Consider the following 26,514-nt stretch of genomic DNA (forward strand, 5'->3'; position numbering starts at 1 on the left):
TCAAAGCGCATTCCTCCCGGCACTGACCCTACGGGTACAGTGCGGGGCTCCTGCGATTTCTAGCTGAACCGAGGCTCACGGTATAGTGGTTCAGGCGAATCCGATGAGTGCAGAGGGATCCCCGCCCATCCTCAACTCAGTCCGGTTGGGTTTAACCCTCGCCAAGGTGTCTGTTGTGGAGAGGAGATGAATGCTGAAGCCAAAGCATGCCTGCCGGCCCCTGCTGCCGACTTGTGGGGGCTCGGATTCCCCCACCGCAAAAGGTTGCCCTGCTGTAGCTTATATAACTTTGGCGCTCTTGGCGCTCAGCTTGGTCGGTTGCGGCGAGGGAACAACTCCTCTGGGCCCACTGGAAAATGTCTTTCTGCGGGCAGATGATTTTGAAATTACAGGGGGATCCCCGGCAGCGGGCGCAGTGGGGCCCTACCTACAGTTCAACATGCGGCGGCAGCGGGATAACCAAATCCTAAATCGCCCCCTTAATGTCTATGTGGACAATGCCGGGCTGGCAGAAAGGCGGAATCCCCTTTTGGATAACCAAAACCGTCCTATTCTCTTACAGCGCTCGGTGGCCTTCTTGGGCAATGGGCTGGATCTGAACAGAGATGGCCAGCCGGATCTACCCCCCAAAGAACCCCCCAACTTCACCAGTGGCCCGCTGCTGCCCTACACCCCGCCCAATCAGTGGCAAAGCCGGGCTGTCCTTGCCTATGTCCCCGGACAGGCCAATATCCCCGGACGGAGTCCCAGCGACCGCTTTGGCATCTACTTTTCTTCCATCCTGCCCTACACCGGGCAGCTTCGCTTTCGCGCCCGCGACGAGCTGGGCAATGCCTTTGCCCGCACCTTTGAGGTCACCTACCCGCCGGCAGCCAGCCGCGCCACGGTCACGGTTACCTTGGCCAACCTCACCGCCACTGCCCAAGAGCCGGTTCTCATTGCCATTTGTAACCAGTTGGGAGCTGCTGCCGTGGTGGGCCTGCGGAGTGGCACGTTCACCGAGCTGGTGGATCTCCTGCCGGCCCCAGGGCTGCCGGTGGATCCCACCTTGAGCGAGCCCATCCGCTATGTGGCCGAAGCTTATCAATTTAACCGCGATCGAGCCGTCATCCGCGTTTCCCAGAATCCCACGGATCCCAGCCGCATGAGCGTTCCTCTACTGGGATTTGAAGGGACAACCGGTCGGGCAGATCTGACGCTGGTGAACTCTGTAGGGGATCGGCTTACCTGCTTCAACGATCGGCTTTCGGATCTGCGGGATACGTTTTCTGACTTTTTCAGATAGTCAATTCAAATAGCAATGAGACACTGGCCAGTAGAATAGTCCGACTCGCAAAAGCAGGCCTTGTCACTTCATCAACAGAAGTTCCTCCATCTGCATGCATCCTTGCCCTCTTGAAAGCACTGCGGTCGCTTCAAACTAGATTGAGACGCTCCCCAAGCGTTCCGCGCTGCTTTTACCGACTCCCATACCCTTCCCTTCCGCTGTATGACCGGCTTTGTACGTCTGTGGGTCTGCTCCCTTCCTGGACATGCCCTACGACTCTCTCTCAGGTCAAGGCTTCTTTCTGAGGTCTACTGGCATGCCATCCTACCTGTAACGTCATCTCATCCTCAACTGAATTGACCATAGATCTGGAATCGTTTTACTGGTGTGCGAAGCAACTATACTTGCAATGTCGTGAAAGCGGCTCAACCGACAAAACCTCAGGGCAGATGCTGCAAGGCCAGCGCCAACTGTTCGTACTCTGCCAAACGGTTGTAGACCTGGGCCGAGATGCGTACCCAAAGCTGCCCGGCGAAGGGGATGATCGGAACCTCAATGCGGTACTTGTACCAGAGGTAATCGTGAAGCCGACGGGCGCGCTCCTCAAGAGGAAGCTCAGGGATCCACTGTTGCCAGAAGGGCGGCAAGGGTAGGGTGGCCATAAAGCCCAACATTTCTTCAGGGGCGGGCGGGATCCCCTCAAGAGCCTCCAAGAGCAACTGCCGCGCCTGCAGCAGCAGAGTGTGGTTGTGCTGACGGATGTTGTCCAGTCCCACCCCTTGGATAAACGCCAGGGCTGCTGAAATGGCCAACCAAGCGCTGGGATCCCGTGTGCCCACCCAGTCGAACTCCGCTGTGAACCCTTGCCCATAGCCGTGGGAGATCACCGTAGGATGAGTTTGGGCCTGTCGATAGGGGGCCACCCACAAAAAGGCACAGCCTTTCGGGGCAAACAGCCACTTGTGGGCATTGCCGGTGTACCAATCGGCTCCTAGCTTTTCCAACTCCAAGGGGAGAACTCCGGGGGCATGGGCGCCATCCACCAAAACCGGGATCCCGCGCTCCCGACAGAGGCCGATCAGCTCAGGCAGGGGGTAGATCAGAGCCGTAGGCGAGGTGAGGTGATCCAACACTGCCAGGCGAGTTTGGGGAGTGAGGATGGCCTCGAAGGCCGCGATAACCTGCTCTGGCCCCGCAATGGGGAAAGGGATCTGCGCCTCAACTGGGATGGCTCCCCACTGGGCACAGATGTACTGCAATGCCTGACGAACGGCCCCGTAACCGTGATTGGTGCAGGCGATCTGATCCTCTGGCCGGAACCGCAGCGAGCGCAAAACGGCATTGACCCCGCTGGTGGCATTTTCCACAAACACCAAATTTTCGGGTTCGGCCCCGACGAAATGGGCCAGTTCTGCTGCCGCCGCCCGCAAGGCTCGAGGAAGTTCCTCTCCCATAAACTGCACCGGCTGAGCCTCAAGGCGTTCCCGCCATGCACTCTGGGCCTGCAACACCTTTTTCGGGGTCGCGCCGTAGGAGCCGTGATTCAAAAAAACGGCTTGCGGATCCAGTTCCCACAAGGAGCGTTCGCAAAGTGGCGCACAAGCACTGAGGGCAGCGCCAAAGTGGGGAGAATCGGATCCCAGGTTGGAGAAGAAAGGCATGGTTCACTCCCTCTGTCCCTGGACGATGCAGGAAAAAGATGGGGGAATTGCTGCGATCTGTGTGAGGGGTTTGCTCAGAAATCCGAAGATATCAACACCTATCAACACCGCTGATGTGGAGACCAATGGCATCTCGACTGAATGTCAGAACCTAAGGCTCTTTGAGACGGATTCTCTTAGGTTGATCTATTGGCCGTCACCCAATTCTGGGCCGAGATCCGAGATAGGGGCAATTTTGCTGAGCTTGATTTTAGGGTTGCTGGCAGCAAATTGCTGTAAAGTCCACTCGTTCTTAAACAGAAGAACGGGCCTGTCTTGAATGTCTTTAACAACTAGGGTGTTAAACAAGCTGGGAATATTCTCCAGCGCCTTCCAGCCATTCTCGACCCAGCGAGCCAGTGTGTAGGGCAACATCTCCAGTCGGGTTTCGACGTTGTATTCACTTTCAAGGCGATACTGCAAAACCTCAAACTGCAACTGGCCCACCGCTGCCACAATCGGATCCCGTTTGGAATCGTCGATAGAGTACATGATTTGTACAGCCCCTTCTTCCCGCAGTTCCGCTACCCCTTTCTGGAACTGCTTAAACTTGGAAGGATTGGGATTTTTCAAGTAGGCAAACAGCTCAGGAGAAAAGCTAGGGATCCCGGCGTAGCGCAGCTTCGGGCCGGTGTAGATGGTATCCCCAATGGTGAAGATGCCGGGATTATTCAGGCCGATCACATCCCCAGGGTAAGCTTCATCGATGGAGATGCGCTCTTGAGCAAACAACTTCTGGGGATAAGATAGGCGAATGGGACGATTGAGGCGGGCATGGTTGACCACCATATCCTTCTCAAACTTGCCGGAACAGATGCGCACAAAAGCAACGCGATCCCGATGGCGGGGATCCATGTTGGCCTGCAGTTTAAAGACGAAGCCCGTAAACTCAGGATGTTCGGGCGGGATTAGCCCAGCAGTGCTCTCGTGAGGCATTGGCGGTAAGGAATACTCCAAAAATGCATTGAGGAAAAGCTCCACCCCAAAATTGGTCATGGCACTGCCGAAAAAGACCGGGGTTTGTTTGCCAGAATGCACCTGTTTTAGATCCAAGTTGGGCATGAGACCATCCAGCAGTTCCAGCTCTTCCTTGAATTGGTAATACAAGTCCTTGTCGATCAACTCCTCAATTTGCGGATCCCCAAGTTTAATGACGGTATCTTGAACTTTTAGCCGCCCCCCAGATACCCGCTCAAAGAAATGAAACTCCTGAGTCCGACGGTCAAATAGGGCAGTAAACCGCTCGCCTGAGCCAATTGGCCAGTTGACAGGATAGGGCTTGAGGCCCAGTTCTGTCTCAATTTCATCCATCAGCTCCAAGGGATCCCGACTTGGGCGATCCATCTTGTTGATAAAGGTAAAAATCGGCAGCCCCCGCATCTGACACACTTCAAACAGCTTGCGGGTCTGGGTTTCCAACCCTTTGCCGGCATCTTCCAGCATCACGGCATTGTCAGCCGCTGCCAGGGTGCGATAGGTGTCTTCGCTGAAGTCCTGGTGGCCGGGAGTATCCAGCAGATTGAGACGAATGTTGCGGTAATCAAATTGCAGGACGGTAGAGGTGATGGAAATACCCCGCTGCTTTTCCAGTTCCATCCAGTCGGAAGTGGCCCGCTTTTGCGCCCGACGGGCCTTCACAGCTCCCGCTTCTTGAATGGCCCCCCCGTACAACAGCAGCTTTTCGGTGAGGGTGGTCTTCCCCGCATCGGGATGGGAAATAATGGCAAAGGTGCGCCGTTGCTCTACGGCTTTGGCCAAATCAAGTTCTTTCATCAACTGTTGCCGCTCCACTACAACCTGGTCGTTTTAAAGAAGATGACGTTGCAATGCTGTCCCCTAAACGATGGGAGAAATAGGGAGAAGATAGAAAAACAAAAGTGAGAAGTAGGGTGAATAATGCACTTGATGATAATGGGCTTGGGTTGCCGCCAGGTAGCGAGGGGGAGAGAGCACAGGCCGAAAAGCGCGAAAAGCCAACAGAACCATTTTGACCCTAGCACAGGAACAGGGATCCCTGTTGTCTGGCATACTGGCGGAGATCTTGAGGGGGAATTTCCCAGGCCAACCGGCCAGAACTCAAAGCAGATGCTGCTCGTTGTTGTTGCGCAACGCTGACGTGAAGAGCAGTTGCTCAATCGTGGCAATGGTGAAGTTTTGGCTGATCACCAGCCGCTCGACGCGAATGCGGTGGGCTTGCAGGAGGCAATCTTGCTGCAAGGGCTTGGGCAATTGTTCCCAATGATCCAGCAGGACTTCCAGCAAAATCTCGCCCGGTAGCCCGGTGGCGCTTTCCAGGGATCCCAGCTTTTCTACCCTCTCGGCAGACCATTTGAGGGTAAGCTTTTGCAGGCCCAGTTGTGCATCCAGAGCCTCGCGGGGATCCGACTGGGCAGTGTGCCCATGATAGGCGCCATTGCGGCGAACCCCATTGCCGGTGCCGGCGGTAGCAGGGGGCAAAAGCTCGGCTGGCCCTTCGGTTGGCGGTGGAGTACCGGCCCATTTGGCCGGACTGACCTGGGGTGGGGAGACAACCCTTTCCACCTCGACCGGAGCGGGCGACAAGTTGGACAAGGGATCCGCATCCCGAGAAGGAGCTTCAGGTGTGGAGAGCACACTGGCCAGGAGAGGCATCCGTCCTGCCTCTGGTGGGGTTGTGGCAACCTGGCACAGAGGGGACGAGGCGGCGGCAGATGGATCGGGCTCAACATCCAATGCCGCAGGGTGAGGCAGATCCAGGGAATCCGTTCCCCTGTCGTCTTTTGGACGGAGCAGAGCCTCAACGCAGTCGGCAGCCGTAGGCGCAAGTTCCATCGGCTCTGGCTGCTTATTCACCCCCATGCGCGAGAGCAAATCTGCCTTGGTGGGGCCGGTGGGCAATTTTTTTTTGGGAGGCTTCTTGGCGGTAGCCATGTTAGCGGGCCTCCAACACAGCCTTGAGGACCTCACGATAAGGTTGGGCCAGGAGATCTTCCCCCGCCTCCGCCAAGGACCAGCCCATGCTATTGGTTTGCTGCACCACTGTACTTTGCCGCACCGGCGTAAAAATGGGGATCCCTTGCATCATTTCCGCCAAGGCTTCCACTGCGGCCCGCGACATTTTGGTACGGTTGTTGCCCACCCACTGTTCCCGTGTGGGGAGCACCCCCAAAAACTTGGGCACATGAAAATCCAGCTCTTCCAATTCTTTCAACAGCACCAGAGTACTCAGAGCCCCCATCACCCCCTTTTGGGTACATTCCGTCGGCACCACCAGCAGATCGGCGCTGAGAATGCTGTTGTAGGTGAGCAACCCTTTCGAGGGGGGGCTGTCGATGACCAAAAAGTCATACTCCGGCAAAATCGGTCGCAAAGCCCGCTTCAAAAACAGCTCCCGCCCCGGCTCCATCACAATCGCATCCATAGCCCGCGAGAGACTGTAATCGCTGGGGGCCAACCACAGCCGCTCCTGGCGATCCTCATTCAACGGCGGACGGATAATCTCCCGAATGTGAACCCGATCCGCCCCCGGCAAAATCGTCTCGGCAATGGTGGCCGACTCCGACAGATCCGTCCAGCCCATCCACTGGCTCAGGTTGCCCTGTGGGTCAAAGTCAACAGCCAGCGTCTTGCCATGCTCGGCCAGCATGATGGCCAAGTTGAGGGCGGCTGTGGTCTTTCCGGATCCCCCACTCAAACAGGCAACGGTGATGACAAGCGCCGTTCTGCCAGACATGAGTTATCCCCTCGTAGCCCATCCCCTAACACTATAGCTAGGGTTAAGCAATAGTGTTCACACTTCAGATAGGGATCCCGCCGCTGGGAATGGCCTACAGGGATCCAGCCGCTGGGAGCTGAGCTTCCTCAGTTCTTTTCGATCCTCGGATTGAATTCTCAGAGGGAAGACACAAACCGGTGCAGCCGCTGCAGCCCTTTTTCGAGGGTGGTGCGATCGGCAGCATAGGAAAGGCGAATGTAGGAATCTGCCCCAAAGGCTACCCCCGGCACAGCAGCCACGTGGTGTTCCTTGAGCAGCTGCCGGCAAAACTCCACCGAACTTAACCCGGTTTGGCCGATGTTGACAAACACATAAAATGCACCTTCTGGCTCCGGGCAAGTCACCCCTGGCAAGGTGCGGATCCCGTCCAGCATCAGATCTCGCCGCTGCCAGAATTCTTGGCGCATTTTTTCCACAGCTGCTGCCGATAGGGGGCTGGTCAGGGCTTCCAGAGCACCGTACTGGGCGAAGGTGCAGACATTGGAGGTGCTGTGGCTTTGCAGGTTGATGGCCGCCTCAATGATGGGCTTGGGCCCGGCCAAGTAGCCCACCCGCCAGCCGGTCATGGCGTAGGCTTTGGCAAAGCCACTGCTGAGAATCAGGCGCGGCATCAAGTCAGGGCAAAGGGATCCCAGGCTGATGTGGCGGGCTTGTCCATAAACCAGCTTTTCGTAGATCTCGTCGCAGATCACGTACAGATGGGGGGCGGAGAGGATCACCTCTGCCAGAGCTGCCAGCTCGTGCCGGTGGTAAACGGCTCCGGTGGGGTTGGCCGGCGAGTTGAGAATCAGCAGCTTGCTGCGGGGGGTGAGGGCCTGGCGCAGTTGGGCGGCGGTGAGCTTGAACCCCTGGGCCTCTTCCGTCTGCACCTGCACAACCTTTGCCCCTGCCAAAATGGCAATTTCGGGGTAGCTGACCCAGTAGGGAACAGGCAGGATCACTTCATCGCCGGGATCCAGCAGCACCATGGCCAGGTTAAACAGGGTTTGCTTGCCGCCGTTGCTGATCAGGATTTGGTCGTGGCTGAACTCCAGGCCGTTTTCCTGCCGCAGCTTATCGGCCACTGCTTGGCGAAGGGCGGGGATCCCGGCGGTGGGGCCGTAGCGGGTTTTGCCATCTTCCAGAGCACGGATGGCCGCGGCCCGAATGTGGTCAGGTGTATCGAAATCCGGCTCGCCTGCGCTCAAGCTACACACATCCAGCCCCTCTGCCTGCATGGCTTTAGCCAGAGCCGAAATGGATAGCGTGGGGGAAGGGGATAGATGGGCGACCCGTTGGGACAAGCCGGCAGCAGACACCATCGGTTGGGAAGCTCTTTGTTTTATTTTAAGGTTCTCAAGCAGGGCCAATCTAGATAGCTAGGCTACTGCGGTCAACAGGCGGGTACCATCCACCAACAGCAGTTTGTTGCCCTCTCGCTCTGCCAACAGATCCCAAAACTCGCCCGCCACAGCTCCGGGCAAGAACCCTTCCAAGCGCAATTGCAGAGGAGCAAATTGCTTGGTTCCCTGGGGCTTGCGCCGCACGGTCACCTCAACAAAGCCATCGTGGGGCTCGACAATGCCGCGGATGTTAAAGCCTTCCTCTGTGTCCTCAGGGGCAGGCAAAAACGGTTCTTCTTCCCACTCTGGGTCTTGCTCCTCTTCCGGCAGGGCCAGGATGCGGATGATGCTCAAGCCCAAAGCCCCCCCTGAACGCGGCTGCGGCTGCACGTAGTACCAGTAGGTATGGCCGCTCTTGATGCAGTGCTCGAAGGGGCCGAGAAGCTCGGCGCGTCCGGGGGTAGCCGGATATTCTGCTCCGTCAGAGGCAACCAAGGTTGCCTGCGCATAAGTCTTGGGGATCGATTTCAGGGATCCCTTAATCAGGCCCAAAGCGCGGAACTGGTAGGGGTGGGCGGGAGGAGGCAATGGGTTCATGGCGGCCAGATCTTGGAAAGCCAGGGAAGTAGAGTCCATCATCTTATCCTATGGCGATCCTCAGATTGGAATATCCAGGGCTTTCCTCAGCATCGCCTCCAGCTCATCGCCCTGCCGACTTGCGCACCGCGATCAAGCTGCTGGTGGTGCCCAGAAAAACCCCCATCCCCAACAACATCGACGGCAAGAGCCAAAACTCCAGTTGGCTGCGATCTGCCTGCATCACCTTGAGGAAGGGCAAGGCAATCAACTGCTCCAGCAGCTCCTGCAGCAACTGCTGGGATCCCAAGATCAATCCCCAAGCTCCCACTGCGCTGATCACCCCAAACAGGCACCCTTGCAAAATAAAGGGCAAGTAAATCCAGGCTGCCGTCGCCCCCACCAATTGCATCACCTCGATCTCCCGCCGCCGCGCCATGACGATGAGGCGAATGGTGGTGGTGATGACCGCCACCGCTGTCAGGGCCAACACGCCGGTAATGGTCAGGGATCCCAGCCGCAGCATGTCCTGGAGCTGGGCCAGTTGCTCCACAATGCGGTCGCCGTAGTAGACCTCATCCACCCCTTCCAGTTGGCGAATCTGCTCCGCCACTTCCCCCAAGGCTTCGGTGGAATCCGCCTTGACCCGCAGAGCATCCACCAAGGGGTTCTCTCCCAACTGGGTTTCCATGGCCGCCTCGTCTCGGATCCCCATTTCCAGCAAAAGGTTGCGCCAAGCCTGGTCTTTGGTGATGACCTTCACCTCGGCCACATGAGGCAGTTGGGCGACCTGAGGTTGCAGCTCCACCCCCTGCCGTTCCGGCTCCAGATAGACGGAGATCTCCAGTTGTCCTCCCAGCGACTGCACCGTGGCATCCACGCCCCAGGACAGCTCAACGCCGATCCCCACCAAGAACAGCAACACCAGCAGGGTGCTCACAGCGGCCCAGTTCAGCCAGCCCCCCCGCCGCAACCCCAAAAAAGTCTCCTGTAGGAGATAGCGGATTTTATTGAGAAATCGGGAGAGAGATTGCACGCTGTTCTCCATCCAACAATCAATGGGCTCAGACCCTTGCCCCCTGGAGCTCAACAGAGTCTGTGAAGAGCAAAGTAGGGATCCCGGCAGCCCTCAGCGCAGATCATACAGGCGCCCTCCCTCCATGCGCACCACCCGGTGGCCGGCCCGCTCCACCAGATAGGGGTCATGGCTGGTCATGATGACGGTCACCCCAAAGGAATTGAGCCGCTCCAAAATCTGGAGAACCAAGAGGGAGTTTTCCGGATCTAGGTTTCCTGTTGGCTCGTCCGCCAGCAGCAGCACCGGCATGTTGACAATGGCACGGGCCAGGCTAAGGCGCTGCTGTTCCCCCCCCGAAAGCTCATGGGGAAAGTGATCTCGCTTTTCGGTCAGCCCCACCATCTTTAGGGTCGGCCCGATGCGACGGCGGATTTCTGCGGGGGACAGCCCTTGGGCGCGCAGCACGAAGGCCACATTTTCTGCCAGGGTGCGGTTGGCCAGAAGGCGATAATCTTGGAAAACCACCCCCAAGCGCCGCCGCAACATGGCCAGCGGACGCGGTGGGATGCGGTAGGGTCGCCGCCGCCCTTCAGAAGAAAAGAGACAGACTTGATCGACGATGACCGTGCCCTCGGTGGCCTGTTCCGCCCCGTAGAGTAGCCGCAGCAGGGTGGACTTGCCCGCCCCGGAGACCCCAGTTACGAACACAAACTCGCCGCGGCGCACCTCCAAGTTCACATCCTGAAAAATTAAGTTGCCGTTGGGAAAGACCTTGCTCACGCCCCGCAAGGACACCATGCTGGCCGGGGCTTGCAGGGATCCGGATTGGGTGCTGCTGTAAAAGCCCAGGGTGGCCTCTGGATTGGCCGGGGCAGGGGGATGAGGGGTCGGAGCCGTACCCGCCCAACGGTGTAAGCGAGGAGGATAGCCGATGTGCTGACCGATCACCATAGTAAGCGCCTAGACAGAGGAGGGAGAGAGCGCCGGCAGACTAGGGGCGCAAACGAGAAGAGGGATCCCACAGCACTCGCCAGACAAAGCTGGGCAGAGCTAACATGCGTCGCCAGCGCCAGGGTTCCTGATAGAGACGATACAACCATTCCAGGTGATGGTCACGCCACCAACGGGGCGCTCGCCGTTTTTGGCCGGCCCAAATGTCCAAGCTGCCCCCCACCCCCATCCAGATGGCTTGGGGCAAAAGGGGACGCCACTTTTGGATCCACAGCTCCTGCCGCGGGGATCCCAGCCCCACCCACACCAGTTGCGGTCGAAATTCCTGGAGAGCTTGCAGAAGCTCTTTTTCTTCCTCGCTAGAGAAGTAGCCGTGGTAGCCCCAGAGGGCCAAAGCAGGACACTGGGCTTGCCAATATCGAATTGCTGCCCGGTTGACTTCCGGCCTTCCCCCCACCAGGGCCAAGCGCCACCCCCGTTCTGCCGCCAACGGGATCAGGGTTTCTGCCAGCTCGATCCCCGGCACCCGCTGGACGCGGATCCCCTGCCGCCGCAGGGCCCACACCACCCCAATGCCATCGGGGATCACCAGCTCCGCCGCTTGCAGCACCTGGGCAAAGGCCAGATCCCGCTGCGCCTGCATGATCATTTCCGGGTTGCAGGTGACCACTTGAGCGCCCTGCCCCTCCCGAATACGCGCCTCAATCCAGGTGGCGTAGCTCTGTAGGCTGGCCTCCGGCAGAGCAAGGTGCAGGTTCACGCCCAGAATCGCATGGATGGATAACGACACTACCGACCGAATGCTGGCCCCCACTGGAGCCGTTGGACACGCTTTTAAGATAGCCCGGACCTTCTCCCAGAGGGAGAGGGGAGTTCGAGGAGGCATTTCATGGCTATTTGACCACGAAAATCTCTTCCCTCAGGCATCCGCGGCGGCATCCACGGCGTATCTCCATCAGACCAGGCCAGAGGGAATTGCCCGACCCAGAGCAAGCCCCTGAAGGTTGGTTGCCATCTTTCGAGACAGGAGACTTGAGATGAAGACTGCAAAGACTCCCTTCGCTCTGCCTCAATTGGCCGCCGAATGGGATCCCAGCCCTGCAACTTCCCGCCGCAGCTTGTTGTTGGCTGGTTTGCTGGCGGGAGTGGGTGGAGCAATTGGATTGCGCACCCTGCCCGGTGCCGCTCAGTCCAACACTGCTGATATTGCCATTCTCAACGCCGCCATTGACTTGGAACAGCAGGCAATCTGGGCCTACAAAACCGCTGCCGGCAAGTTGAGCAATACTGAGGTGGGCAAGATCGTGTTGGAAGTGGCCACCAAGAACCTGAAGGATCACGAACAGCACCGGGATCTGCTGGCGGGCGCCGTGCGGCAACTGGGGGGGATCCCCTCTCGGGCCTGGGATAGCTACGACCTTTCCACCTACATCGACAACAAAGAAGGCAATCTCGACTCCGATGCCAACATTGCCAAGCTGGCCCTGGCTCTGGAGTTTGATGCAGCCTTGGCTTACAACGACGCGTTTACCCAGCTTTCCAACAAAGACCTGGTGGCTGCCGCCAGCACCATTGGCCCCAACGAAGTTGCCCATGCCACTGCAATCCGGGCCGTGTTCCACAGCCTTGATCCCAGCATTCTGGTGGTGCCTGCCCCCTTTGTCAGCGCCGAGACTCGGGAGCGCTGGATCCTGAAGGTGTAGAGCTGTTGGTAACCCCTGCCGGCGATGAGGCGATGATCTGCAAAGCCTTCCAACGTCCTCTGTAGGACTTGGGGCTTGGAGATCCAAGTGCTCTGCACTGCTGTCGCAATCGCCTTCTTCTGAGCGCCTCAGCCTTTGCTCTCTTCCTAAACCTGTGTGGAGAAAGCCCTATGCCAATGACGCGGCGGTTGCTGTTGCTCAGTGGGCTGGGATCCCTGCTCAATGCGGGGGCCATCTTGGCCGTGGATCGGTGGCGACAAGCCAGCTCCGTTGCGGAGCGGGATCCTGTCGAAGCAACGGCGGCAGCAGAGGTAATCATTCGGGGGTTTCAATACCTGCCCTCGGAGGTTACCCTCAAGCGGGGGGGCAAGGTGACCTTCACCAACCTAGATTCCACCCCCCACACGGCTACTCCTGTGGAGGGAGCGCAGTTTCAAGGGACGGGACGGCTAAGTCGCAACGAGAGCAAAGCGGTGGTGTTCGAAGTAGCTGGGATCCAGGACTATTTCTGCGATATCCACCCCAGCATGGTGGGCCGCATTGTCGTCGTCGATTAGGTGAAGGCCATGCAAATGGAACCCCTGGGATCCCCTCTTCCCTTCTGGAACATTTGTCGGCGGGTGTACCTGATTTGGGCCGTCCTTTTGGGGATTGGGTTTGCTGCCACCCAGTTTCACCAAGAGGCCAACATCAACTGGCTGTGGCTGGTGATTTCCCTGATTGGGTTGGGCTACATGGTGCGGCAGACTAGCTTGCCGGAGTTTCGAACAGCCGGACTGGCCCACCTCTACTTTGTGGGTTTGGTGTGGACGTTGGTGATCGCCCAGGGCATGATCCTCTCGGTGCTGCCCTTTGTCGGGCGTACCCCTTTGGCAGCTTTGAGCCCATACCTGGGGGTGTTTTGGCTGTGGCAAATGGGGCTGGGTCACTGGCTCAACGGCTTGGTGGATCCGCCGCGTCTCCCCTACTGGATGACCGGTGGGATCCAGATCCTGGCCGGAGTTGCCTGCCTGCTGTGGGGGCTGGAATGGCAGTTTGCGGTGGCAGGGGGAATCGGGGCCTTGGCCATGCTTCTTTTGATCCGGTTGCACTGACCCGTTCACTGATCTGACTTTGGGGTCTTATCCAGGCGCACTCGCCAAACTCCACCTCCCACGGCCACCTCATCTCCTGAGCGCAGCTTGCGTCCCCGCCGGGTTTCCACCTCACCATTCACCCGCACTTGCCCCGCTTGGATGAGCTGCTTGGCCTGCCCGCCGGTGGGAGCAACCCCCGCCAGCTTGAGGAATTGATCCAGCTTGATTACAGGATCCGTCGCCGGCTGGGGATCCCTTTGAGCAGTCTCCGCCATCACTTCACCCAAAAGGTTTTGACATTTACAAATTCCAGGATCCCTTCCCGACTCAGTTCCCGTCCATATCCTGAGCGTTTGATGCCACCGAAGGGAAGGCGCGGGTCGGACTTGACCATGCCATTGATGAATACGGATCCCGCCTCCAGCTCCTCCAGCAGGCGCTCTTGTTCCTCTGGATCGGTTGTCCAGGCGCTGGCGCCCAGGCCAAAGGGCGTGTTGTTGGCCAGCTCGATGGCTGCCGACACATCCGGGACGGTGAACAGCAGCGCCACCGGCCCGAACACCTCCTGGTGGGCCACCGGATGATCGGGGGGGATGTCGCTCAGGATCGTGGGCGGGTAAAAATTTCCTCCCAAGGGGGATCCGCCGATATGGACTTTGGCTCCTGCTTGCACCAAAGCCTGCACCTGTCCGTCCACCTCTTGCAGGATGCTGGGGGTAGCCAGAGGCCCCACGTCCGTTTGCGGATCCAAGGGATCCCCTACCTTGAGCCGGCGAAATCGCTCCGTCATGGCAGCCGTGAAAGGTTCAGCGATAGCCCTGTGCAAGATAAATCGTTTGGCGGCAATGCAGGACTGGCCGTTGTTGATCAGACGGGCCGTGACCGCTGTGGCAACTGCTGCCTCCAGATCGGCGCTGGGCAGCACGATGAAGGGATCGCTCCCTCCCAGTTCCAGCACTGTTTTTTTCAGATGTTGACCGGCCAAACGGGCCAGGCTGGAGCCGGCGGCTTCGCTGCCGGTGAGGGCGGCCCCCCGCACCCGTTCATCCGCCACCACCTCTGCCACCTGGGCTGCTGTGATCAGCAGGGTTTGAAAGACCCCTGGCGGAAATCCCCCCTCCCGAAAGATCTGCTCTAGGGTCAAAGCCGATTGGGGCACGTTGGAAGCATGTTTCAGCAAGAGGGTATTGCCCGCCATCAGGGCCGGGGCTGCACAGCGAAACACCTGCCAAAAGGGAAAGTTCCAGGGCATCACTGCCAAAATCACCCCCAGCGGCTGGTAGCGGATCCCGCTGCGGCTGGCAAAGTGCTCCGCACCGGTGGCATTCGCGTAAGCGTTGCGTAGCAATATGGAGCGCTCGGCCAAGAACCCTTCTGCCTCCTCGGCATAGTAGCGACAAACCCAAGCGGATTTTTCCACTTCCGCAACGGCAGAGGCCAAGGTTTTGCCCATCTCCAGGCTGATTAGGCGGCCAAACTCCGCTTTGCGCTCCTCCAGGATCCCTGCCACCCGCTTCAGCCAGGCGGATCGTTGAGCAAACGGGATCCGACGATAGCTCTGAAACCGCTCGTGGGCTTGGGCGATACAGCTTTGGATCTGCCCAGCGTCGAAAACGGGGTAGCGAGCCAATTCCTCTCCGGTGGTGGGGTTGATGCTGACCAGGTGCCCCTTCGCGTAAGCGTTGCGTAGCAATATCGTTTTCCCTCAACGCCTGTTTCTCCACTTTGGCATTTGTGCTCTGCCTGGAATAGTACTCCGCACTGCTACTGCGTTCGCGTAAGCGTTGCGTAGCAATATGGAAAGATTTGCGGAGTGGGGGACTCAGGGTTGCGGGCTGCCGGTGGTGTCTGTTCGGGATGGCGGGGCGGATCCAGGAGCAGACCAGAACTCGTAGGCTGCTTGCGACAGGCTGGCGATCAGCCCTTCGGCTCTGGGATCGTTGGGGGTTTCTCGCTTCACCCACACCGCCGCCACATAGCGCCGCCCGTTGGGCAAATCCAGGATCCCGGCATCCCCCACCACGGAGCTCAAGGTTCCCGTTTTGTGGGCAATGCGCACCTCTTGGCCCAGATTGGGCCGGAAATAGGAGAGCCGTTGGGTGCGCCAGAGAATATCCAAAAAGCGGTCGCGGCTGCGGCGGCTGAGCATGCGCCCCTGTTCCACCTGGCTGAGCAGCCAAACCATGTCGCGCGGGCTGCTGGTGTTGGTGCCCTCCAGATCCGGTAGCCACCATGAAATTTGCGTGTGTTGTAGCCCCCACTGGCGAAATTTTTGGTTGAGAGCCTCCTGTCCACCCAGGCGATCGATGATCAGATTGGTGGCGAAGTTGTCGCTGAGGGTGATCATCAGGGTGGCCGCTTCCAAAGCAGAAACCTGGGATCCGAGGGGTCGGGTTTGCAGCACGCCTGCCCCCCCTCCCTTGAGATCTTCCCGCAGGGTGAGCCTCTCATCCAGCCGCACCTGCCCGGTTTCCACAGCCTGGAAAAAAGCCAAGAGAATGGGGATCTTGATCACGCTGGCGGCAGGAAAAGCCTGATCCGGCCTAACCCCAGCAAAGGCGCCAGTTTCCACCTCCCAGAACAGAGCCCCTGCCGTCAAGCCCGGTTGGTCGGCCAAAGCGGCCAAGCGCTCCTGCAAAGCCGGGATCGCTTCTCCCGGCAGAATGTTACTCGGGAATGCCGACGGGGGAGGATCCCCAAGCTGCGTCGTGGACTGTTCTGTCCGGCCAGCGGTGGTCGATTGCAGCAGTTGCGAGAGGCCCGCCATCGTCAGGCCCAGGATGAGACTTAAGCTCAGTCCCCTGAGCAACACTTGCCCGAGAGATGGAGAACGTCTCAAGCGGCGAGGCCGGGCAGCCCGTTGGCGCAGACGAGCAATGGCTTTCTGGCGAGCAAGACGCAGCGGTTGAGGACGGGAAACCAATAGGGATCCCCTAGGGGCAGGAAGCAGGCGACCAGAACCTGTTTGCGGCTTTGACCCCTCTGGAGGCGGGACGGCGTTCTTGGCAGGTTGTGGAGGGCGGCGGGGATCCCGCGACTTCTCTGGCAAAGGCCTACGGCCCGCTAGCGCGGATGGATCGGTGCCTTTCTTCTCCCTTGCTCTGGTCATAAGAACGATTGCCTTAACACCATACTTCTGACAGACACTGCTGGCAGTTTCACCGACTCCACTCCGGTGAGCTTGGCTTAATTAAACCCACATTAAACCCACAAATTGGCCAACCTGCCCTGACCTAGATTGCAAAACGCCCATCAAACCGTCCTCGCGACACGAAGCCTAGCAACAACCCCGCCAAAGGCAGGATGAGTCCCTGTTGCCAGAGCATCCACTCGGAGTCGTTTTAAAAACTTAGGTTGATCCGTGACCCCCCTTTCCCTCTGGAAGAGGGGCTGGGAATAGTCGCGGAAGCGGCGCGGAGCGCTTTTGCCAAGTCCAGGAAAACCGTCAGATCTGTTCTCTCTGAGGGGGCTCACACCCATGGGGAGCCAGCTCCCGGCTAGCCCTTGCAGAGCCGATACACGGGCAAAGTGAAATGAAAGCTGCTGCCTTTGCCCAAGGAAGACTCCACCCAAATCTGGCCGTAGTGAGCGCGCACGATCCGTCGGCAGAGGGAAAGGCCGATGCCATAGCCCTCCTGCTGTTGATCCCGGGACAGGCGGACGGAATCGGAGAAGATGCTCTCTTGGTCGGCTTCCGGGATCCCAGGGCCAGTATCGCTGACGGTCACCTGCACCTTTTGGCTGGTGCGATGGAGGACATCGAGGCGGATGGATCCCCCGGCGGGGGTGTACTTGATGGCGTTGTCCAGCAGGTTGAACAGAACTTGGCGGATCTTGTCGGGATCCACGTGAACAGAGGGCAGATCCACGGGAATATCCGCTTGAAACTGCAGCCGCTTGCCTTGAATGCGCGGCCATAGCTCCTCGATCACCGCCTGACACAAGCCGGGCAACTGGGTTTCTACGGCTCGAATCCTCAGCTCCGAGGCAGCGCCACGGGCCGACTCCAGGATATCGGTGATCATGCTGTCCATCTTGCGCAGTTGCTGGCGGGCATGGTCGAACAACTGCCGTTCCAGCGCTTTGTCCAGGGATCCCTCGCGCCCCTGCTGCAGGGTTTCGACCGCCAGAGCCGTGGCCGTCAGGGGACTGCGCAAATCATGCACCAGCATGGCCAGAACGCGATCTTTGAAGTCCAACTGCTCCCGCAATTGGGCCCGCTCCTGCCGCAGCAAAAACACCTCTTCCGACATTTGCAACAGTGCCTCAGTGGTTGGAGGGGAGGTGGGATCCTGTCCTGCCCCTTCTTGTTCGCGGAAGCGGACCGTAGGTCCTTGGGAAGCCAAAGCCGCCTGGCCTTGCCAACGGGGCCACCACACTTCCAACTGCGTCGCCAAGTCTTCGCCTGCCAAAACCTGAGCAGGCAAGGGCTCAGCCTTGACCAGAGCCGGAGTCGCCACCAGCTTGTAATGCTCCGCCAGGTAGGGGTGCTCCTCCAGCGGCACCACTTCCAGTTGGGCAGGGTATTGGCCGGGCAACCCCTGGATGTGCTGGCGCAGATGTTCCTCAAGTTCGGCAACGACAGCTCGACTCTTTGCAAACAACAGCAGGCGAATGACAGAACGAGCGGAGGTGAGGTCTGGCGAAGTCTGCATAGGCCAAAGTCCAGTCGCGTTAGCGCTCGCGATAGCGGTGCGTAGCACATTGCGTAGCATTAAAGCCAAAGGTTGGCGTTTCAGCAGCCGGGATTGCCGTGCGCTCGTTCGCGGAAGCGGACCGTAGGTCCAACCGTAGGAGCCATTGCTGCTTGTTCCTTCTAACACCTAATCTTGGGAAAAGCTTAAAAAGGGACATGGAGTGTAACAAGAAAGACCCCTCAGCGTGTATCTTTCCCGGCCGAGGAACAGCCGCAGGAGAGTATGGCCAGAACCCGCCCACGGAACTTAACAGAACTTAGTGAAACAGGTAGGCCAGCCCCACCAGCAGGGCCACCAACCCCACCGCTGTCAGGGTGAAGTGAAGCAGGGAAGTCTTGCCTTTGCGCACCATGTTGCGCATGGCCAGGCGGGTGTAACTCAGCTGGGGGGGGGATCCCGCCCCAACCGTTCGCGACAGCGGGCCGTAGGCCTTAGGAGAATCTGCAGAAGAAGGCTGCGCCATCAGGATAACCAGAGCGATAATTTACCCTACCTTCAGGCTAGCTTAATCTGCTCCTCCGGATAGAGGTGTTTCCCAAGCTTCGACCTTCCCGCTGAAGAAGGGCCATAGCTGTCGCGCGGGGATCTTCCGGTGCCAAAATAACGACAGCATCCCCCTCTTTTGCCCCCCATGTTGCAAGTTCAGCATCTTTCCTACCATCCGGCAGGCGTTTCCCAGCCCATTCTCAACGATCTTTCCTTTGAGTTGGGCCTGAACCAGTTGGGGCTGATCGTGGGCAAAAGTGGGGCGGGCAAGAGCACCCTGCTGGAGATTTTGGCTGGCTTGGCGCGGCCCACCCAAGGACGGATTACCTGGGGAGGGGCAGAACTTTCCCCCAACCGCTTGCGCAGCATGGCGGGGTTGGTGTTTCAGTTTCCAGAGCGCCACTTTTGCGGCTTGACGGTGCTGGAGGAAATGCGCTTTGGTTATCCAGAGCTACAAAGAAAAGAGATCGAAAACGCCCTCAGACAGGTGGGATTGGAAGGGATCCCTCTACATACCTCCCCAAACCGCCTCAGCGGCGGGCAACAGCGGCGCTTGGCCCTGGCCGTCCAGTTGATCCGTGGCCCGTTTTTGCTGTTGCTGGATGAGCCGACGGCAGGATTGGATTGGTCGGTGCGACGGCAGTTGATCGAGCTGTTGGCTCGGCTAAAGTCCACCTGGACGGTGTTGGTGGTTTCCCACGACCCGGAGGAGCTGTCCTCCATTGCCGATGTGCGGTGGACATTGCAGGCGGGATCCCTGAAGCTGTTGCCGACGGAGGCTTTGCTTCACAGGTAGCGGCGGGGATCCACCGGTTGGCCATTGACGCGCACTTCAAAGTGAACATGGGGCCCGGTGGAGAGGCCGGTGGAGCCGGAAGCAGCAATTGCTTGCCCCCGCTGTACCTGCTGGCCTACCCCAACGGCAACGCGGCTGTTGTGGGCGTACAGGGTGGTGATGCCGCCCCCGTGATTCACAATCACCGTGTAGCCATAGCCGCCGTACCAGCCGGCGTAGATGACGGTGCCCCGGTCGGAGGCTCTCACCGCAGTGCCGGTGGGCACACCAAAATCGATCCCCGCATGAAAGCGGCGACTGCGGTAGAGGGGGTGAACCCGCCAGCCAAAGCCGCTGGTGATCGGCCCGCGCACCGGAGCGATGAATCGGCCTGTCCCTTGAACGGGATCCCTGCCCCCCTGCTGTTGGGCCTGCTGGGCGATCAGTTGCTGGATGAGGAGAGTCAACTGTTGGGAATCGGCTTCCAGCCGCCGTTGGGCTGCTTCATAGGCCGCGCGTTCGTTGGCCAAGCGGCTCAACAGCTGCTCTTGGGCGACCGCCTGCTGCTGCAGTTGGTTCTTCTGGGCGGCCAGCTCCTGCAAAATCAAAGAGATCTCGTTGCGCTGCATCTCCAGAGCAATGCGCTGTTGATCCACCTCCTTGGCCATTGCTTGCAGCTCTTGGATCAACTGCCGATCCGCCTCGATCAACAGTTGCAGTTGGTGGCGGCGGTCGAAAAACTCGTTCAAGTCACGGCTGGTGAGCAGCAAAGCCCACCAATGTTCGGCCCCCTGTCGCTGCATGTAGCGCAAACGGGCAGCCGTGCCCTGTTGCTGCCGTCTCAGGCGGTCTTCCAGCTCCTGTAGCTCCTTTTGAGCTTGCTCCAGGGCTTTCTGGGCTTGTTCCAGACGATACTGATTGTCGCGAAGGCTGGATTCGGTCTGTCGAAGGTTTTGCTGCAGGGATCCCATGCGGCGGCGGGCTTCTTCTTCTGCTTGGCGCAGTTCTCCCAAGCGGCGCTGAGTGCTCTGGATTTGTTGCTGGATCTGCTGCTGCCGCTGTTGCAATTGGTTGACATTCTGCGCCTGAGACGGAGCAACCCCCCCCAGTCCCCCCAACAGCAAGAGGGTGAGCAATCCGAGCGCTATCCACCCTTTTAGCCTGTGTGCCCCACGACTGAGACTCGTCACTCCTCACACCCTCTGCAACCGACCCATCGACCCTAAGGATACAAAGATCCCCACGGATCTGAATCGGGCCTGAGCTGGCTATTTAGGGCTACTCCGAACAGCAACAGAAGAGCCAGACAGTAGCGACTCCACCTCCGGATCCCACAGGCCTGACGGCATGCAACTCAAGCGGCAGCAACCTCAACGGACTAGAAAAACTAGGAAATGACGATAAACTGGCCGCTCACCTGCTGGCAAACCTCACGCTTAGAAGGCCAACCAAAAAGTTGCCTCATACAGACGGGATACCTTGCGGCACCTTTGGTTTGAGGAATCTTCCTCCTCTTCTCTGCTGAGTTCAGCACCGGTTAGGGAGACAACAAGGCCAGAGCAGGAACCAGCAACGCCGTGAAAAGCTGGGAAAAGCAAACACTCCGGCAAAGGCCACGAACGCGCAAACAGTTGCCCCTATAAAACACCGGCTTTGCTTGTTCCTGAGTCATCTGCTAGGCTTTCCCTTGAAAGAAAAGACGTTTAGGCTTTATGGTTTGTCATTATTTCATTGGCAGGCTGACTTTTTCGTTTTTGGATTGCAATTAAACTTAAGCTAAACCCAAGCAACTGCAAAACACTGAGCGGGTATTTTCCTACAGATGGCATTCGAGGATGCTGAGTGCAGTTTTAGAAAAGGGTCACAGCACCCCTGGTTACTCCATCTGTGGCAGCAGCCGCTGATTGCCGTGATCCGCCTCTGTGCCAGCCCAGCCCAGGCCCTAGAGGGATCCATGCTGGCCATCCGGGCCGGGATCCGCCACATTGAAATCACCACGCAAGTTCCCCAATACCTGGAGTTGATTGCCCAACTGCGGCAAGACCACCCGCAGTGTTGGATAGGGGTGGGCACTGTTCTCGATCGGCAGGTGGCGGAGCAGGCTTGGCAGGCAGGAGCCCAGTTTTGCGTTTGCCCCTTCACCGATGAGCAAGTCATCCGTTGGGGTCGGGAGGTGGGGCTGCCCATCGTGCCCGGTGCCCTCACCCCCAGCGAGATCTGGAGGGCGTGGCAGGCGGGGGCAACGGCAGTAAAGGTGTTTCCGGTGGAGAGCATGGGGGGATCCCGCTACCTGCGCCATCTACAATCGGTGCTGGGATCCCTGCCGTTGATCCCCACCGGGGGAGTCACCTTGGCCAAGGCAGCGGAATACCTGCAAGCAGGGGCCTGGGCAGTGGGCATTGCCGGGGATCTGTTCCCGACAGAGGATTTGGACTCAGGCTGCCATCTGTTGGAGAATCGACTGCGACAGGTGCTGCAGCAGCTTGCGGAGCAGAGAAACAAAACCTGGCCCAATCCGGGCAAACTAGTAGAATAGGGGGCGTGGTGTGAGTGAGGCCCGCATGGATGGATTTTTAGATCTCTATCTGCAATTCAACATCCCAAGCCCGATTGAAGAAGCCACTTGGCGTCATTGGTTCGAGATCTGGCTGAAAGAGCTGGGAGTCCAGGAGCCATGCGAGCTCAGCCTTTGCCTCACTTCCGATGAGCACATCCGCCAGCTCAACCGCGAGTTTCGCCACCTCGACGAGCCTACCGACGTGCTGGCCTTTGCCGCACAGGAGATGTTTGCCCCCTTTGAGATCCAAGACGTAACGGGGGTACGCCTGCTGGGGGATATTGTGATTTCGGTGCCCACCGCCCGCGCACAGGCCAAAGCGCAGGGGCATCGTCTTTCGCAAGAGTTGGCCTGGTTGGCCAGCCACGGGTTGCTCCATCTGCTGGGGTGGGATCACCCGGATGAACTGTCCCTGCAGCGCATGTTGCAGCAACAGCGACAGTTGCTCGCAGCCATCCAACTGGATGGGGAGGTGGCCCATGGCCAACAGCCCTAGTCGGTTGCCGGAGCGTTCTCGCCTGGCGGTGTTCCGGCGGCGCGTCCATTCCAGAGACCCAGCGCAGCCATCTGAGGCGGATCGGGCAGCCAGTGCCGAGCCTTTGGGAAGGGATCCCTGGCGACGCCCCCCCTCTTGGCAAGTGGCTGACAACCTGGGCAAAAGTTTCTACTACGCGGGCAAGGGCTTGGTCTATGCCATCTGCACTCAGCGCAACTTCCGCATCCACATGGCGGTGGCGGTGATAGCCTTTGGCCTTGGGCTGGGCCTGCGGCTGAGCGCTGTGGAAATGGCCCTGATCAGCCTGACCAGCGGCTTGGTGATGGCGCTTGAGCTGGTGAATACCGCTCTGGAAGCGGTGGTGGATCTCACCCTGGGCAGCAAGTATCACCTCTTGGCCGAGATCGCCAAAGATTGCGCGGCAGCAGCGGTGTTGATGGCGGCAGCGGCGTCCTTGATGGTGGCGGCTTGGCTATTTCTTCCGCCCTTGGTGTTGCTGCTGCAAGACGGCTTCCCGGCAGCAGGGTAGCTCCCCGACTGGAGAGGGAGTTTCCTATCCAGACGGCTGGGAGTGGATCACCACCCGTCCTCCCTGCCGATCCAGATTGAGCAGTTTGGCCTCCGCTTCAATATCCAACTGCGCCCAAGCGCTGACCATCGCGGATCCCACCCGTTCCCGATTCTCGGGAGCACAGAGGGCCAGAAGAGTGGGGCCGGCTCCGCTGATCACCACCCCATAGGCTCCGGCAGCCATGGCTGCAGCTTGAACCGTTTTGAACCCAGTGATCAGCTCCATACGCGCCGGCTGGTGCAGCCGATCCTGCAGAGCCACCTTCAGCCAGTCCACCCGCCCCGACTGCAAGCTGCGAATGAGCAGGCCCAGATGGCTGCTGGAAAAAACCGCATCCGCCAAGCTGACGGATTTGGGCAGGATCTCGCGGGCCGCTTGGGTGGAAAGCTTAAAGTTGGGCACTACGGCCAGGATGCCAATGCTCTCATGCCACTCCACGGGACAAAACACCCATTGCCCCTGCTGTCCCTGCACACAAAGCTGACAACTGCCCTGCAGGGCGGGCACCACATTGTCTGGATGGCCTTCTAGGGCAATGGCCAGTTGTAGGAGGGTTTCGGGAGCTAAGTTAAGCGCCCCAATGGCATTGGCCCCCAGCAAGCCGCCGACAATGGCGGTGGCAGAACTGCCCAACCCCCGCGCCAGGGGCACGTTGAGGGTAATTTCGATTTCTACCCCCGGCACAGGCTTACTCAGCAGCTCAAAGGCGCGGCAAAAAGCCCGGTACACCAGGTTGTCCTTGCTCTGGCTAATGTGGTCGCTGCCGCGGTAGTGGATGCTGAGGCCAGAAGGGATCTCGCGAAAATAGAAGTGATTGTAGAGCTCTAGGGCTGCACCGATGCAGTCGAACCCTGGCCCCAAATTGGCGGTGGTGGCCGGGACGATGACCTCTACGCGTTCTTTGACCAAGGGGACAACTCCTCAGTGAACGGTGGGTAACTCAATGTCTGCGGGCTCCCATTATCCTACGAACGATGGCCAGACCTTGGATATTCTCGCCACCTCTGCTCGGTCTGCAGCTCGCCGAGGCAAACGCGCTGATCCAGCGGAGCTTTTGGACTATCCCGAAAGGTTTCTGACCATGATTGGTTCTTGTGACTTATTTGTGACTTATTGAGTATCGGGAATGTTGGGCCTGTTTCAACTCCAGCCTTTGCCATTGGCTGAACCCATCAGGGATCCTGAAAGAAGTGCGGGAGGGATCGGGGGGTGCAGGGGCTGTCTTGGTTGGTGTTGGGTTTGAGCTATGTCGGGCTGGGACTGGGATCCCTGCCTAGGTTGCGTATGAACCGGGCCACCATCGCCCTGGTGGGATCCGCCCTGTTGATTGGCTTGGGGACCTTGTCGCTACGGCAGGCTTGGGAAGCCATTGACCCGACCACGATTGTGTTTCTCCTGAGCATGATGGTGGTAAATGCCAGCTTGTCCTATGGGGGGGCTTTTCAGTTGGCTTTGCTGGGCTTGATTCGGGTGAGCCGCAGCCCCTTTGGTCTGTTGATCATGCTGGTGTTCGGCAGCGGGCTGCTCTCGGCTTTCCTGCTCAACGACACGCTGGCGCTGGTGTTTACTCCCCTGACTTTGCAGGTCACAACGGTGCTGGGGTTAAACCCGATTCCCTATCTGCTGGGCTTGGCGGCAGCCACCAACCTGGGATCCGTCGCCACCCTGAGCGGCAACCCGCAGAATATCCTGATCGGCTCCTTCTCTGGGATCGGCTATCTGGAGTTTGCTGCCCAGATGACCCCCATTGCCGTGGTAGGGCTGCTGCTGGAAGTGGGGTTGCTGTGGTTGTACTACCCTGAGGTGCGCTCGTTGAAACCCTTTGCCCAGGTGCCTTGGCTGCCGCTGCGGCTCTACCCGCCCCTGTTGCGCAAGAGCGTGGTGATTACGGGGGGGCTGTTTGTGGCCTTTGTAGCCGGACTTCCCTTGGCAGAATCGGCCTTGGTGGCGGCGGCCCTGTTGTTGATTACCCGTAGGCTGAAGCCGGAGCGATTTTTGGAGCAGGTGGACTGGAATCTGCTGGTGATGTTTTCCGGGCTATTTATCCTGACGCGGGCAACGGGAGAGCTGGTCACTGCTTGGGGGATGGGCTTGGGATCCTTGGCAGAGAGTCTGGCGGGATCCCCTCTTGCCCTGCTGAGCAGTGTGGCCGTTTTATCCAACCTCATCTCCAATGTGCCGGCGGTGCTGTTGCTGCAATCGTTCCTGCCCCGACAGGAGACCACCGCTTGGCTGTTGCTGGCTGCTGGCTCCACTTTGGCAGGCAATTTGACACTATTTGGGGCGGTGGCCAATTTGATCACAGTCGAGGCAGCGGCCAAAAAAGGCTACGTGCTCTCGTTTGGAGAACATCTGCGCTTTGGCCTGCCCCTCACTCTCCTAACCCTGGGGTTCAGTGGGTTGTGGCTGTACCAGCCTTTCCTGTCTTCTCCACCGCTCAGATGACCTCTGTCGAGGGATCCAGTGGGGCTGTGACTGGCTTGTCGGGATCCCTGTGTATGATGGGAAAAAGAGTTTAAGAAACGTAACGTGTCTTCTCCGCTATCGCAGGCAGTTATTTTGATCACAGGGGCAACAGGGGGTATCGGCAGCGTCCTGGTGCCCATGCTGGCTCAGGCCGGATCCCATCTGGTGTTGGCCGCTCGGCGAGAAGAGCCCCTGCGAGCTCTGGTGGAGAAATCAGCCTCTTTGGGGGCTGCCTCTGGATTGGGGATCCCCACTGATGTGACGGACTATGCCCAGGTAGAGGCCCTGGTCAACCAAACGGTGCAAAAGCATGGGCGCATTGACGTGCTGATTAACCTGGCCGGGGCCGGGATCCTGAAGCCTGCTCCCCAGCTAACCCCCGCAGACCTGGAGCGAATGCTGGCGGTCAACCTGAAGGGCAGCTTCTACACCAGCCAACTGGCTGCCAACCCCATGCGGGAGCAAAAATCCGGCCACATCCTCAATTTTCCCGGCGTCCTTGGACGTTATCCCATGGCGATGGCCTCTGCTTACTGTGCGGCCAAGTTTGGGGTGGTCGGGTTTAGCAAGTGCATGGCCGATGAGCTGAAGCGCTTTGGGGTCAGATTTACGCTGTTTTACTTCGGGGGCATCGACTCACCCTTCTGGGATCCCATCAGCCTGAAGGTGCAACGAGACAAGATGCTCAGCCCTGCCACGGCTGCGGAAGCCATCTGCTTTGCCCTTACAGCGCCCGCTGGTGCTGTACCGAGCGAGATAGTGTTGCAGCCGGAAAGCCACCAATTCCTTTGACCAAGTGTTTTGCCGTCCTTTTGCTGGGGTTGAGGCGGCAGCAGCTTGTCTTTTGGTGAAACAAGCGCTCGAGTTTCTCTCTTGGGCTCCCCCCGTCTCAATCTTGCTCTCTGCAGCCCAAAGCGCCAGCAGGGATCCTCATTTCTTGGCGGCAACGTTGGATCAGATCTCCCGACACCCCCACCAACCGTCCTAGCCATTCGTCCGGCACAGAAGCAAGCAACGCCGGCCCAAACTGGTAAACTACCCGGCTCCGACCGCTAAGCGGTACGGAGCGGGCTTTCAGTAGCCCTGAGCCTGCTCTGCT

General features: G+C 58.9%; 27 protein-coding genes. 10 read left to right on the forward strand and 17 right to left on the reverse strand.

Going from position 1 to position 26,514, the window contains the following annotated elements:
- Positions 1 to 190: 190 nt before the first annotated feature.
- Positions 191 to 1,285 carry a hypothetical protein gene (locus NW840_RS07930; RefSeq protein ID WP_414343527.1) on the forward strand — a complete coding sequence of 365 codons (1,095 nt, stop codon included), beginning with the start codon at positions 191 to 193 and terminating at the stop codon, positions 1,283 to 1,285.
- Between the two features lie 422 nt (positions 1,286 to 1,707).
- On the opposite strand, the gene NW840_RS07935 is transcribed toward NW840_RS07930, so the two are convergent.
- The 9 genes from NW840_RS07935 to NW840_RS07975 form a co-directional block, all read right to left on the reverse strand.
- Positions 1,708 to 2,928 carry an aminotransferase class V-fold PLP-dependent enzyme gene (locus NW840_RS07935; protein WP_414343529.1) on the reverse strand — a complete coding sequence of 407 codons (1,221 nt, stop codon included), beginning with the start codon at positions 2,926 to 2,928 and terminating at the stop codon, positions 1,708 to 1,710.
- A gap of 186 nt (positions 2,929 to 3,114) precedes the next feature.
- Positions 3,115 to 4,740 (reverse strand): peptide chain release factor 3, encoded by a 1,626-nt coding sequence (locus tag NW840_RS07940; RefSeq protein WP_414343531.1) that lies wholly within the window; start codon positions 4,738 to 4,740, stop codon positions 3,115 to 3,117.
- Positions 4,741 to 5,043: 303 nt separating this feature from the next.
- Positions 5,044 to 5,877: a hypothetical protein gene (locus NW840_RS07945; protein WP_414343533.1), complete on the reverse strand. Its 834-nt coding sequence runs from the start codon at positions 5,875 to 5,877 to the stop codon at positions 5,044 to 5,046.
- Position 5,878: 1 nt separating this feature from the next.
- Positions 5,879 to 6,679, reverse strand: a complete 801-nt coding sequence (locus NW840_RS07950) for a ParA family protein (protein ID WP_011433472.1) — start codon at positions 6,677 to 6,679, stop codon at positions 5,879 to 5,881.
- A 158-nt stretch (positions 6,680 to 6,837) separates the two neighbouring features.
- Positions 6,838 to 8,022 (reverse strand): pyridoxal phosphate-dependent aminotransferase, encoded by a 1,185-nt coding sequence (locus NW840_RS07955; RefSeq protein WP_414343534.1) that lies wholly within the window; start codon positions 8,020 to 8,022, stop codon positions 6,838 to 6,840.
- Between the two features lie 57 nt (positions 8,023 to 8,079).
- Complete coding sequence (locus NW840_RS07960) at positions 8,080 to 8,682, reverse strand: hypothetical protein (RefSeq protein ID WP_238376736.1); 603 nt, start codon at positions 8,680 to 8,682, stop codon at positions 8,080 to 8,082.
- 61 nt (positions 8,683 to 8,743) lie between these two features.
- Entirely contained in the window at positions 8,744 to 9,655 is a 912-nt protein-coding gene (locus NW840_RS07965) for a cell division protein FtsX (protein ID WP_414343536.1), read from the reverse strand.
- Between the two features lie 93 nt (positions 9,656 to 9,748).
- The gene (locus NW840_RS07970; RefSeq protein ID WP_414343538.1) at positions 9,749 to 10,588 is read right to left on the reverse strand and encodes a cell division ATP-binding protein FtsE; all 840 of its coding nucleotides are present in this window, start codon (positions 10,586 to 10,588) and stop codon (positions 9,749 to 9,751) included.
- 40 nt (positions 10,589 to 10,628) lie between these two features.
- A complete protein-coding gene (locus NW840_RS07975; protein ID WP_414343540.1) occupies positions 10,629 to 11,348 on the reverse strand; it encodes a WecB/TagA/CpsF family glycosyltransferase in 720 nt (239 codons plus the stop codon).
- 277 nt (positions 11,349 to 11,625) lie between these two features.
- Here NW840_RS07975 and NW840_RS07980 point away from each other — a divergent pair, with 277 nt between their 5' ends.
- The 3 genes from NW840_RS07980 (at position 11,626) to NW840_RS07990 (ending at position 13,385) form a co-directional block, all read left to right on the forward strand.
- The gene (locus tag NW840_RS07980; protein WP_414343542.1) at positions 11,626 to 12,291 is read left to right on the forward strand and encodes a DUF4439 domain-containing protein; all 666 of its coding nucleotides are present in this window, start codon (positions 11,626 to 11,628) and stop codon (positions 12,289 to 12,291) included.
- A gap of 170 nt (positions 12,292 to 12,461) precedes the next feature.
- On the forward strand, positions 12,462 to 12,848 hold the full coding sequence (locus NW840_RS07985) for a cupredoxin domain-containing protein (protein ID WP_414343543.1): 387 nt from the start codon (positions 12,462 to 12,464) through the stop codon (positions 12,846 to 12,848).
- A gap of 9 nt (positions 12,849 to 12,857) precedes the next feature.
- Positions 12,858 to 13,385 carry a hypothetical protein gene (locus NW840_RS07990; RefSeq protein WP_414343545.1) on the forward strand — a complete coding sequence of 176 codons (528 nt, stop codon included), beginning with the start codon at positions 12,858 to 12,860 and terminating at the stop codon, positions 13,383 to 13,385.
- 5 nt (positions 13,386 to 13,390) lie between these two features.
- On the opposite strand, the gene NW840_RS07995 is transcribed toward NW840_RS07990, so the two are convergent.
- From NW840_RS07995 to NW840_RS08015, 5 genes are all read right to left on the reverse strand, one after another.
- On the reverse strand, positions 13,391 to 13,642 hold the full coding sequence (locus NW840_RS07995) for an RNA-binding S4 domain-containing protein (protein WP_414343546.1): 252 nt from the start codon (positions 13,640 to 13,642) through the stop codon (positions 13,391 to 13,393).
- A complete protein-coding gene (locus NW840_RS08000; RefSeq protein WP_414343547.1) occupies positions 13,642 to 15,060 on the reverse strand; it encodes an NAD-dependent succinate-semialdehyde dehydrogenase in 1,419 nt (472 codons plus the stop codon). The genes NW840_RS07995 and NW840_RS08000 overlap by 1 nt, the downstream gene beginning before the upstream one ends.
- A 129-nt stretch (positions 15,061 to 15,189) precedes the next feature.
- Complete coding sequence (locus NW840_RS08005; RefSeq protein ID WP_414343549.1) at positions 15,190 to 16,290, reverse strand: serine hydrolase; 1,101 nt, start codon at positions 16,288 to 16,290, stop codon at positions 15,190 to 15,192.
- A 574-nt stretch (positions 16,291 to 16,864) separates the two neighbouring features.
- Positions 16,865 to 18,022: a histidine kinase gene (locus NW840_RS08010; protein WP_414343551.1), complete on the reverse strand. Its 1,158-nt coding sequence runs from the start codon at positions 18,020 to 18,022 to the stop codon at positions 16,865 to 16,867.
- A gap of 298 nt (positions 18,023 to 18,320) precedes the next feature.
- Complete coding sequence (locus NW840_RS08015) at positions 18,321 to 18,527, reverse strand: DUF3285 domain-containing protein (protein WP_414343553.1); 207 nt, start codon at positions 18,525 to 18,527, stop codon at positions 18,321 to 18,323.
- A gap of 168 nt (positions 18,528 to 18,695) precedes the next feature.
- Here NW840_RS08015 and NW840_RS08020 point away from each other — a divergent pair, with 168 nt between their 5' ends.
- Positions 18,696 to 19,346, forward strand: coding sequence for an ABC transporter ATP-binding protein (locus NW840_RS08020; protein ID WP_011433492.1), 651 nt, complete (start codon positions 18,696 to 18,698; stop codon positions 19,344 to 19,346).
- On the opposite strand, the gene NW840_RS08025 is transcribed toward NW840_RS08020, so the two are convergent.
- The gene (locus tag NW840_RS08025) at positions 19,337 to 20,461 is read right to left on the reverse strand and encodes a murein hydrolase activator EnvC family protein (RefSeq protein WP_414343554.1); all 1,125 of its coding nucleotides are present in this window, start codon (positions 20,459 to 20,461) and stop codon (positions 19,337 to 19,339) included. The genes NW840_RS08020 and NW840_RS08025 overlap by 10 nt on opposite strands.
- A gap of 686 nt (positions 20,462 to 21,147) precedes the next feature.
- Here NW840_RS08025 and eda point away from each other — a divergent pair.
- Genes eda through NW840_RS08040 form a run of 3 tightly spaced genes read left to right on the forward strand, consistent with a single transcriptional unit; the run spans position 21,148 to position 22,907 of the window.
- Positions 21,148 to 21,861 carry a bifunctional 4-hydroxy-2-oxoglutarate aldolase/2-dehydro-3-deoxy-phosphogluconate aldolase gene (gene eda, locus NW840_RS08030; RefSeq protein WP_414343556.1) on the forward strand — a complete coding sequence of 238 codons (714 nt, stop codon included), beginning with the start codon at positions 21,148 to 21,150 and terminating at the stop codon, positions 21,859 to 21,861.
- 25 nt (positions 21,862 to 21,886) lie between these two features.
- Positions 21,887 to 22,378, forward strand: a complete 492-nt coding sequence (gene ybeY / locus NW840_RS08035) for an rRNA maturation RNase YbeY (protein WP_414343558.1) — start codon at positions 21,887 to 21,889, stop codon at positions 22,376 to 22,378.
- Entirely contained in the window at positions 22,362 to 22,907 is a 546-nt protein-coding gene (locus tag NW840_RS08040; protein ID WP_414343560.1) for a diacylglycerol kinase family protein, read from the forward strand. The genes ybeY and NW840_RS08040 overlap by 17 nt, the downstream gene beginning before the upstream one ends.
- Positions 22,908 to 22,931: 24 nt before the next feature.
- Here the strand turns inward: NW840_RS08040 and thrB are convergent, their stop codons facing one another.
- A complete protein-coding gene (thrB, locus tag NW840_RS08045) occupies positions 22,932 to 23,858 on the reverse strand; it encodes a homoserine kinase (RefSeq protein ID WP_011433497.1) in 927 nt (308 codons plus the stop codon).
- A 300-nt stretch (positions 23,859 to 24,158) separates the two neighbouring features.
- Between thrB and NW840_RS08050 the strand changes: the two genes are divergently transcribed.
- Positions 24,159 to 25,394: an anion transporter gene (locus tag NW840_RS08050; protein WP_414343561.1), complete on the forward strand. Its 1,236-nt coding sequence runs from the start codon at positions 24,159 to 24,161 to the stop codon at positions 25,392 to 25,394.
- Between the two features lie 84 nt (positions 25,395 to 25,478).
- Positions 25,479 to 26,207, forward strand: a complete 729-nt coding sequence (locus tag NW840_RS08055) for an SDR family oxidoreductase (RefSeq protein WP_011433499.1) — start codon at positions 25,479 to 25,481, stop codon at positions 26,205 to 26,207.
- A 97-nt stretch (positions 26,208 to 26,304) separates the two neighbouring features.
- Here NW840_RS08055 and NW840_RS08060 read toward each other — a convergent pair.
- A partial coding sequence (locus NW840_RS08060; RefSeq protein ID WP_414343563.1) for a hypothetical protein occupies positions 26,305 to 26,514 on the reverse strand: 210 nt, incomplete at its 5' end.

The sequence above is a fragment of the Synechococcus sp. R5-13 genome (assembly GCF_047462015.1).
Taxonomy (GTDB): Bacteria; Cyanobacteriota; Cyanobacteriia; order Thermostichales; family Thermostichaceae; genus Thermostichus.